Source organism: Bacteroidota bacterium (genome assembly GCA_030706565.1).
Lineage (GTDB): Bacteria > Bacteroidota > Bacteroidia > Bacteroidales > JAUZOH01 > JAUZOH01.
The window spans coordinates 1-8,058 of sequence record JAUZOH010000167.1 but is presented as its reverse complement, the minus strand read 5'-3'; the positions used below and the strand labels follow the sequence as shown (position 1 = coordinate 8,058).

The 8,058-nt window shown below is 41.1% G+C and carries 6 protein-coding genes; 5 read left to right on the top strand and 1 reads right to left on the bottom strand.

Going from position 1 to position 8,058, the window contains the following annotated elements; translation table 11 throughout:
* Positions 1-449 precede the first annotated feature (449 nt).
* A complete protein-coding gene (locus Q8907_09685) occupies positions 450-1,082 on the bottom strand; it encodes a DedA family protein (protein ID MDP4274536.1) in 633 nt (210 codons plus the stop codon).
* A gap of 447 nt (positions 1,083-1,529) precedes the next feature.
* Between Q8907_09685 and ilvD the strand changes: the two genes are divergently transcribed.
* The 5 genes from ilvD to Q8907_09660 form a co-directional block, all read left to right on the top strand.
* Positions 1,530-3,359: a dihydroxy-acid dehydratase gene (gene ilvD, locus Q8907_09680; GenBank protein MDP4274535.1), complete on the top strand. Its 1,830-nt coding sequence runs from the start codon at positions 1,530-1,532 to the stop codon at positions 3,357-3,359.
* A 74-nt stretch (positions 3,360-3,433) separates the two neighbouring features.
* On the top strand, positions 3,434-5,179 hold the full coding sequence (gene ilvB, locus Q8907_09675) for a biosynthetic-type acetolactate synthase large subunit (GenBank protein ID MDP4274534.1): 1,746 nt from the start codon (positions 3,434-3,436) through the stop codon (positions 5,177-5,179).
* A gap of 70 nt (positions 5,180-5,249) precedes the next feature.
* Entirely contained in the window at positions 5,250-5,792 is a 543-nt protein-coding gene (gene ilvN, locus Q8907_09670) for an acetolactate synthase small subunit (GenBank protein ID MDP4274533.1), read from the top strand.
* A gap of 33 nt (positions 5,793-5,825) precedes the next feature.
* Positions 5,826-6,878 carry a ketol-acid reductoisomerase gene (gene ilvC / locus Q8907_09665; GenBank protein MDP4274532.1) on the top strand — a complete coding sequence of 351 codons (1,053 nt, stop codon included), beginning with the start codon at positions 5,826-5,828 and terminating at the stop codon, positions 6,876-6,878.
* A gap of 232 nt (positions 6,879-7,110) precedes the next feature.
* Positions 7,111-8,058 (top strand): glutamate synthase subunit alpha (locus Q8907_09660; GenBank protein ID MDP4274531.1); only part of this gene is annotated, 948 nt, incomplete at its 3' end.

The following is an 8,058-nucleotide window of genomic DNA, read 5'->3' as shown; positions in this document are numbered from 1 at the left end:
CCAATGGTTACCTTATAAAACCCTGTGCTTCGTTTTAAAAGGCAGAGAATCATTGTTGTTATTGCTGTTGGTTTCAGGCGACAGGTAATAAAGAATGATGATTTCTCAGTTTTAGCCAAATTTTGGGGATAATTTTAAGATGCCGAATTTGGGCTAAAACCCAATACATATTCTGATTTTCATTGCCGTTGGCTTCAGCCAACGGATTTGATGAAGCAATATTTTTTGCGGCTTTAGCCAAATATTCCTGTATTATTTTAAACTATTGAAGAAATATCATTATATCAGCAGGATCCGTCGGCTGAAGCTGACGGCAATGGAAGAATAATTCCAAAATGCATCTGAAATTGTTCTTTGATTAAAGAATGCCATCTTCTTTTAACCTCAAAGTTGGCTTAAAAAGACTCAGCAGGTGGCTAGCGGAGTCGAAGCCACCTGGAATTTGTTTATTAATTGGTACTGACCTTTTTCTTTTTGTATGCCTTAACTACCAAATAGGCAATAAATATAATTCCCAGAGCCAGCAAAACATAAGATATTTCTGAAAAATATTTATCAAGCAATTCTTTTTGAGAATAGAGGGTGTAACCCAGGGTTGCCAAAATAGTATGCCAGATCAAAGAGCCTGCAGCAGTGAAAAGGACAAACTGTCCCAATTTCATTTTAGCCAAACCTGCAGGAATAGAAATAAGATGCCTTATTCCCGGAACCAGGCGGCCTATAAAAGTTGAGCTTCGTCCGTGTTTTATGAAATAATTTTCAGCTTTTTGAACTTTCTCTTTATCCAACAGGAATAAATGTCCAACTTTAGAATCTGCAAAAGCATATACGATTTTTCTTCCTACAATCAGAGAGATGAAATAATTGAACAATGCCCCACAAATTGCGCCCAATGTGGCAAAGATAATCACCAGGAAAAAATTCATATCTCCCTGAGCCGCTTTCCAGGCTGCAGGAGGGATAACTACTTCAGAGGGTAACGGAAGGACTGAACTTTCAATAGCCATTAATAACAGGATGGTACCATAATTCATATTTCCCATGTACCAATCCGCTATATTTCTAAATAATTCTGACAACATAAACCGAAAATATTTTAATTAAATCTGATCCATTTAAATTGGGTTAAAAGTAAACATAATAAACCAACTGCCCAAAAGGTATTTCGATTTGCATATTCTTGCTGTTTTTATTGGTGTTTCGGGATTTGCTTAATCAATCTTATTCTTTTTGTTTACTTTCAAATCACAAGTAAAATTCTGAAATATGAATAAAAACATGATAAATTTCATGAATTTATTTTGGATATTAAATTTAATCTATATATTTGCACATTATAAAAATGAAATAAACATGAATAAATATACCACCATCTCTTTAGACGTCATTTCTCTAGTCGTCGTCCTAGTCATTAAATGGCTGTGGTGAGGATGGTGTATGTTTAAAAATATAATTTTAGAAAAGCCATTCTCGTTGAGAATGGCTTTTTTTTTGGGAATTTTAAAAAATAAATTTAAAGTTTAAAAATTATGCAGAACAAGCTGAGAAGTTCAATAACTACTGAAGGCCGGTTGATGGCCGGAGCAAGAAGTCTCTGGCGTGCCGTTGGAATGAAGGAAGAGCAAATGGGCAAACCGGTGATCGCCATTGTCAATTCTTTTACCCAATTTGTCCCTGGTCATGTTCATCTCCATGAGATCGGACAGATTATTAAGCAAGTTATTGAAAAACAAGGTTGTTTTGCTGCTGAATTTAACACAATTGCTATTGATGACGGCATCGCCATGGGACATGACGGAATGTTATACTCCCTGCCTTCACGGGATATCATTGCCGATAGCGTTGAATATATGGTAAATGCGCATAAGGCAGATGCCATGATTTGCATCAGCAATTGCGATAAAATAACTCCAGGCATGCTGATGGCTTCCATGAGGCTTAATATTCCAACAGTATTTGTCTCCGGAGGTCCGATGGAAGCTGGTATTCTTGGTGACAAAGCACTTGACCTGATTGATGCCATGGTAATGGGCGGCGACAATTCCGTTTCAGAAGAAGAGCTTGCAAAAGTAGAGCAGGCTGCCTGTCCTTCCTGTGGTTGCTGCTCGGGGATGTTTACGGCCAATTCCATGAACTGCCTGAGTGAAGCTATGGGCTTGTCTTTACCCGGTAACGGTACCATTCTGGCCACTCACAGCAACCGTCGAAAACTTTTCGAAAAGGCTGCAGAGCAAATAGTTAAACTGGCCAAACAATATTATGAAGCTGGCGATGATTCCATTTTGCCCAGGTCGATTGCAACGAAAAAGGCCTTTAACAATGCCATGTCTTTGGATATTGCCATGGGCGGTTCAACCAATACCGTTCTTCACCTGTTGGCCGTAGCCCAGGAAGCAGGTGTGGATTTTACCATCAAAGATATTGATATTCTTTCAAGGCGCATCCCGGTAATTTGCAAAGTGGCTCCGAGCTGCAATTATCATGTTCAGGATGTAAACCGCGCCGGAGGTGTTATGGCCATCATGGGCGAACTCGACCGGGCAGGCTTGATCGATACTTCTGTTAAACGTGTTGACGGAAATACCCTGAAACAGGCTTTGGATAAATATGACATCATGCGTGCCACAGCAATCGAGGAAGCTTTTGATATGGCTAAAAGTGCCCCGGGCAACGGAAGCAGAAACCTGGTTCTGGGATCTCAAAGTAATTATTATAAGGAACTGGATACCGACCGTAAGACCGGATGTATCCGCGACACAGCCCATTGCTACAGTTCTGATGGTGGATTGGCTGTCCTGTTTGGAAATATTGCACAGGATGGCTGTATTGTAAAAACTGCAGGAGTCGATGCTTCAGTCCTTCAATTTAAAGGTAAGGCAAAGGTTTTCAATTCACAGGAAGATGCCTGCGACGGGATTTTAAATGATAAAGTTCAGGCTGGCGATGTGGTTGTCATCAATTATGAAGGGCCTAAAGGCGGACCGGGTATGCAGGAAATGCTTTATCCTACTTCATATATTAAATCCAAGAAATTAGGTGCCAAATGTGCTCTGATCACCGATGGCCGTTTCTCAGGCGGTACATCAGGGCTTTCAATCGGGCATATTTCTCCCGAAGCAGCTGCCGGTGGTAATGTGGCACTTTTAAAAGACGGCGATGAAATCGAAATTGATATTCCCAACCGCAGCATTAAAGTTTTGTTAACAGACCAGGAATTGGCCGACCGGCGCAAGCAGGAACAGATAAAAGGAGACCAAGCTTTTACTCCGGCCGGGCGCGAACGGAATATTTCTAAAGCCTTACAGGCTTATGCCAAAATGGTCAGTTCGGCGGATAAAGGCGGAGTCAGAATTATTTAATATTCTGTCTGTTACTGAAGCTGACATAATGTAATTTTCAAATTATTTTATTAAATTGATTATAATTTTCAACCATGGATACAATAACTATGGAACAGGAAAAAGACACAGCAGAGAAGAAAACGAAGGGGAAACAGATGGTTAGTGGTTCAGATGCCTTAATTCTTTCACTGCTGGAAGAAAAAGTTGATACGATTTTTGGTTATCCGGGTGGACAGATTATGCCCATTTATGATGCCTTATACAATTATCAGGATAAGATCAGACATATATTGGTGCGTCACGAACAAGGTGCCGCACATGCTGCCCAGGCTTATGCCCAGACTTCGGGCAAGACAGGCGTTTGCTTTGCAACCTCCGGTCCTGGTGCCACTAATTTAATTACCGGTATTGCCAATGCTTATGGCGATTCAATCCCGGTAGTTTTTATTACCGGTCAGGTTCCTTCCAGCCTTTTAGGTAGTGATGCTTTCCAGGAGACCGATGTGGTCGGTTTATCCATGCCGGTTACAAAATGGAACTATCAGGTAACCCGGGCTTCTGAAATTCCGCAAGCACTTGCCAAGGCTTTTATTGTGGCCAACACAGGGCGTAAAGGTCCGGTTCTGATTGATATTACAAAAAATGCACAAAACGAAGAGTTCCTTTTTGAATATGAACGCTTTCCTAAGATACGGAGTTACAATCCTTTTCCTCAACTGGATATGGAAAAGGTCAAGGAAGCTGCCGGGTTGATTAACAATTCTCGGAAACCTATGATGTTTGTCGGACATGGCGCACTTCTTTCAAATGCAGAGAAGGAAGTTATTCAATTGTCCGAAAAGGCGGGAATTCCTGCTGCATGCACCTTGCTGGGGCTGACAGCTTTTCCTGCTGATCATCCCAATTATGTAGGTATGCTGGGCATGCATGGCAATTTTGGCCCAAACGTGAAGACCAATGAAAGCGATCTTATTATTGCTGTCGGGATGCGTTTTGACGACAGGGTAACGGGCGATTTGAAACGTTATGCTTCCAAGGCCAAGGTTGTTCATATTGAGATTGATGCAGCCGAGTTGGATAAAAATGTAAAAACCACCGTTGCCATACATTCTGATGCACGCAGTGCGGTCAATGCCTTACTCCCTTATATTGAATTCAATCAACATCAGGAATGGTTTGAAGAATTTAGGGCTTGCGACAAGAAGGAATTTGATGAGGTTATAAAAAGGGAATGTTATCCTTCTTCCGGTAAAATTATGATGGGTGAGATAGTCCGGAAACTTGCCGAAAAGACCAACGGACAGGCGATTGTTACTACTGATGTGGGGCAGCAACAAATGATTGCTGCCAGGTATTATAAACATGTATGCCCAAATAACTTTATTACTTCCGGTGGTTTGGGGACGATGGGATTTGGACTTCCTGCTGCAATCGGTGCAAAGATAGGAGCTCCCGGAAAAGAAGTAGTCATGATTGCCGGTGACGGCGGATTTCAGATGACCATGCAGGAAATGGGCACCATCATTCAGGCAGGCATTGCCATCAAGATGATGGTCTTTAACAATAATTTCCTGGGTATGGTTCGCCAGTGGCAGGATATGTTTTTTGAAAAACGTTATTCTGAAACTCACATGTCTACTCCCGAATTTGTATCTATTGCAAATGCATACGGCATAAGGGGCGAGAAGGTGACCGAACGTGAACAACTTGATGGCGCCCTTTCCAGAATGCTCGACTGCAAAGAATCCTACATACTGGAAATAATGGTTGAAAATGAGGCCAATATTTTCCCTATGGTCGAACCTGGCGCTTCTGTTGCCGATATCAGACTTAAATAATTAAAAAATAAAAGACGTTGTCAATTTCTCCGGATTTCCGGAAAAATTACCACCACAAAAAATACAAGTCATGGAAAGAGAATTCACTATAATGGCTTACAGTGAGAATAAAGTGGGCTTACTTAGCCGGATAACAATCATTTTTACACGCCGCCATATCAATATCGAAAGCCTTACTGTTTCTGAATCAGAAGTAAAAGGTGTGCACCGTTTTACAATAGTAGTCAGGACCACTGAAGAGAATGTGATCAAAATGGTCAGGCAGATCGAGAAGCTGGTTGATGTCCTGATGGCTTCCTACTATCATGAGGATGAAATCATATTTCAGGAGATAGCCTTGTACAAGGTGCCGACCAGGGCATTGGCTCATGGAAGTGGCGTGGAGCAACTTATCCGGGATAATAATGCCCGCATATTAACGGTTGAACCCGATTATGTAGTCATAGAAAAAACCGGACACTCCGACGAAACCCTTGAATTATATAAAAAACTTGAACCATTCGGCATACTCCAGTTCAACCGTTCCGGACGTATCGCTGTAACCAAACAAATTAAAGAACTTTCGCATTATCTTAAAGAACTTGACCAACTTAGTTCTTTTTCAATAGTTTAATTTTATTTTAATTAACATTTAAAAATTTGACCAATGGCAAAAATCAATTTTGGCGGAGTCATCGAAGAAGTTGTTACCCGAGATGAATTCCCATTAGCAAAAGCAAAAGAAATCCTGAAGAATGAAACTATAGCCGTGTTAGGTTATGGTGTGCAAGGCCCTTCACAGTCATTAAATCTTAAAGATCAGGGTTTTAATGTTATCGTTGGCCAGGAACATGACAACAAACCCTGGAATGTCAAATCCTGGGAAAAAGCCAAGGCCGATGGCTGGCAGGAAGGTAAAAACCTCTTTTCAGTTGACGAAGCTTGCAAGAAAGCTACTATTATTTGTTTCCTTCTTTCTGATGCAGGACAGATTTCACTTTGGCCTACTGTTAAGAAGGATCTTACTGCCGGGAAAACTTTATATTTCTCTCATGGTTTTGGTATCACCTATAATGATCAGACCGGAATTATTCCTCCCAAAGATGTTGACGTGATCATGGTTGCACCTAAGGGTTCAGGTACCAGTGCAAGAAGACTTTTCCTGCAGGGTAAAGGGATTAATTCGAGTTTTGCAATCTATCAGGATGCTACGGGTAAGGCCAGGGAAAAGGTTTTGGCAATGGGTATCGGCATAGGTTCCGGATATCTGTTTGAAACTGATTTCAAGAAAGAAGTTTACAGTGATTTGACCGGTGAAAGAGGTACATTAATGGGCTGTTTGGCCGGTGTTCTCGAAGCTCAGTATAATCTGCTCCGTAAAAAGGGCCATTCACCCAGTGAAGCATTCAATGAATCAGTTGAAGAGCTCACTCAGAGCCTGATTGTTTTAGTTGGTGAAAATGGCATGGACTGGATGTTCTCCAATTGTTCCACTACAGCTCAAAGGGGCGCTCTTGACTGGAAAGACAGATTCAGAGATGCAGTTGCTCCTGTATTTGACCAGCTTTATGAAAGTGTTGCCACCGGAAATGAAGCCAGGATTACTATTGAAGCCAATAGTAAACCCGACTACCAGGAAAAACTCCAGGCCGAACTGGACGCAATCAAAAATTCAGAAATGTGGAGAACCGGGGCTGAAGTAAGAAAACTGCGTCCTTAATTTCGTTTTATTGCAACATTTTTTAACTTTGCCTGTTTATTGTTTGGAGGTTAAATGCGATAATTCATCCTGCTTCAAAAGAAGCAGGATTTTTTAAGGTCAAAATAATTTGTCCTAATTAATCCGGCCCCTTCGATAATTGCAAACTAAAAACTAAAAACAATTTATACAAACTAAAACGAGAATAAACTGGTTATTTTAATTAACGATTTTATCGGAGGTAATGAATCAAATGCAGAAAACTATTGCTGGGAGTCAGGGCATGTACAGCCCTGAGAATGAACACGACAGCTGTGGTGTCGGCTTTGTTGCCCATATCAAAGGGCAGAAATCGCATGACATCATTAAAAGAGGATTAGAGGTACTGGCTAATATGGTTCACCGTGGCGCTGAAGGCGCTGATAATAAAACAGGTGACGGTGCCGGCATTTTAATGCAGATTCCTCATGAATTTATTTTAAAACAAGGTATTCCCGTTCCTGATTTGGGACATTACGGAACAGGAATGATATTTTTCCCCCGCGATCCCAAAGAAGCGGAGTATTGTGAAAAAATATTACTTAAACAATTAGAAAATGAAGGACTTCATCTGATCACCTTCAGAGATGTCCCTGTTGATAATTCCATTCTTGGAGAAATATCCCTTTCTGCCGAACCTGTTATTCGGCAAATTTTTGTAAAATCTGATTTCGATCAGGAGATATTTGAACGTAAACTTTACATCGCCAGAAAACAAACGGAGAACGAAATCAGAAATTCTGATTTAAAAGGGAAAAAGAACTTTTATGTCTGCAGTTTGTCAACAAGGGTGCTTGTATACAAAGGTATGCTTACCTCCTTGCAGATTGCACCATATTATAAAGATCTGAACGATGATGCTATGACCAGTGCCATTGCCCTGGTACATTCGCGTTTCAGCACCAACACTTTCCCTTCATGGGATCTTGCCCAACCTTTTCGTTTCCTGGGTCACAACGGTGAAATCAACACCATTAAAGGAAACCGTTTCTGGATGCAGGCAAGGGAATCTATTTTGAAATCTGAATTGTTCGGTGAAAAACTCAGGAAACTTTATCCTATCATCGAACCTGATAAAAGTGATTCGGCTTCGCTTGACAATGTTCTGGAAGTCCTGGTATTGTCCGGAATCCCTCTGCCACATGCCTTATCCATGCTGGTT